The organism is Kitasatospora aureofaciens (assembly GCF_019192735.1).
GTDB lineage: Bacteria > Actinomycetota > Actinomycetes > Streptomycetales > Streptomycetaceae > Kitasatospora > Kitasatospora aureofaciens_A.
The window spans coordinates 1-1,549 of sequence record NZ_JAHTKP010000160.1 but is presented as its reverse complement, the minus strand read 5'-3'; the positions used below and the strand labels follow the sequence as shown (position 1 = coordinate 1,549).

The following is a 1,549-nucleotide window of genomic DNA, read 5'->3' as shown; positions in this document are numbered from 1 at the left end:
TCCACACCACCTGTCAGCAGCTCAACACCGCTGGCAGCAAACCCGCAACATCAACTCTGCACGCCCGCACGCCTCCAGGGCTTGCTTGAGCCGTGGTGCCCGGAAAACGGGCATGCCCGGTTCTGAGGGGGCTCCGGCGCAGTAATGCGCCGGAGCTACCCGACTCTTCGCGGCCTACGCCTCGGCCCGCGGCCGCGCACAGGTCGACCGCGAGCTCTACCTGCCCAAGTCCTGGACCGAGGACCGCGACCGCTACCGCGCGGCGAAGATCCCCGACGAGCGGGAGTTCCGCACCAAAGGCGACCTCGCCAAGGCCCTGGTGTTGCGTGCGCTCGCCTCGCCTCTGCCGATCGCCTGGGTCACCGCGGACTCGGCTTACGGGCAAGAGGGGCGCTTTCGGCGACTGCTGGAACAGTCCGGCGTCGGCTACGTCCTGGCGGTGCCCAAGTCCCAGTTCAGCGTGGGCTGTTCACGCATCGACTGGCTGTTCTCCCAAGCCCCGGCCGAGGCCTGGGAGCGGATCTCGTGCGGCGACGGCGCCAAGGGACCGCGCATCTACGACTGGGCGGCCATCCGGCTGCCAGCCGTGGCCGAGTTCGACTACCAGGACGAGACCCCGGTCCGGCAGCGGTGGGCGCTGGCCCGCCGCAGCCTCACCAAGCCCGATGAGATCGCGTACTACCTTGCCTACGCGCCGCTCGGCACGACTGTGGAGGAGCTGGTGCGGATCGCCGGGATGCGCTGGGCGATCGAGGAGTGCTTCCAGGCCGCGAAGAACGAGTGCGGCCTGGACCAGTACGAGGTCCGCCGCTACACCGGCTGGATGCGGCACATCACCCTGGCCATGCTCGCCCACGCGTTCCTGGCCGCGATGGCCGCAGCCGCGACATCAAAGGGGGTTGCAGAAACGGTTCCCGCACCCTGGTCGACCTCACCGTGGCAGAGATTCGGCGACTCCTGGCAGGCGGCCGTTCCCACGGCCCGTGTCCGCCACGGTGCTCGCCCCGCGCTCACGCCTTGAACTGGTCCACCTGGCGCCGGGAACGCCAGGCCGTCGCCCGCCGCTGTCATTACCAACGCCGGCTGCACACGGTCGAGGGGCGGTCTCATGAAGACCACCCCTGACGGAGCACCAGCCCACTACACTCACCACGCAGCCTTCTGAACAGGCAAAACGTCGAAGTCCTGCTGGAGTACTAAGCGGTCACGTCTGCTGACTGTCGTAGTGCTTCTGGGCGGCGAGGAGCTCGTCTCCGTGCTGGCCGAACCATCGGATGAGATCGGTCAGCGGTCCAGCCAGGCTGACACCGAGTTCCGTCAGACTGTAAGTGACCTGGGGCGGGTTGGTGGGCGCGACATGGCGGGCGACAAGCCCAGCCCGGGCCAGTGCCTTGAGGTTCTGCGACAGCATTTTCTGGCTGATGAAGTTCCCCCCTGATCTTGGACAGCGGATGCTTACGCTGCGGGGGTGAAGTCGTTCTGCAGCCTGGCTCGGGTTTCGAGCGGGGTGAGGTACCCGAACTCGGGGTGCTTGCGGAGCCTGGTGCGG

1 protein-coding gene and 1 pseudogene are annotated in these 1,549 nt (G+C 67.7%); one reads left to right on the top strand and one right to left on the bottom strand.

Features of this window, described 5'->3' with window-relative positions; genetic code table 11:
• Positions 1 to 163: 163 nt before the first annotated feature.
• Positions 164 to 1,021 (top strand): annotated as a pseudogene (locus KV557_RS41720) (IS701 family transposase); the annotation flags it as partial.
• Between the two features lie 183 nt (positions 1,022 to 1,204).
• On the opposite strand, the gene KV557_RS44730 reads toward KV557_RS41720, so the two are convergent.
• Positions 1,205 to 1,423, bottom strand: coding sequence for a winged helix-turn-helix transcriptional regulator (locus KV557_RS44730; protein WP_308130327.1), 219 nt, complete (start codon positions 1,421 to 1,423; stop codon positions 1,205 to 1,207).
• Positions 1,424 to 1,549 lie beyond the last annotated feature (126 nt).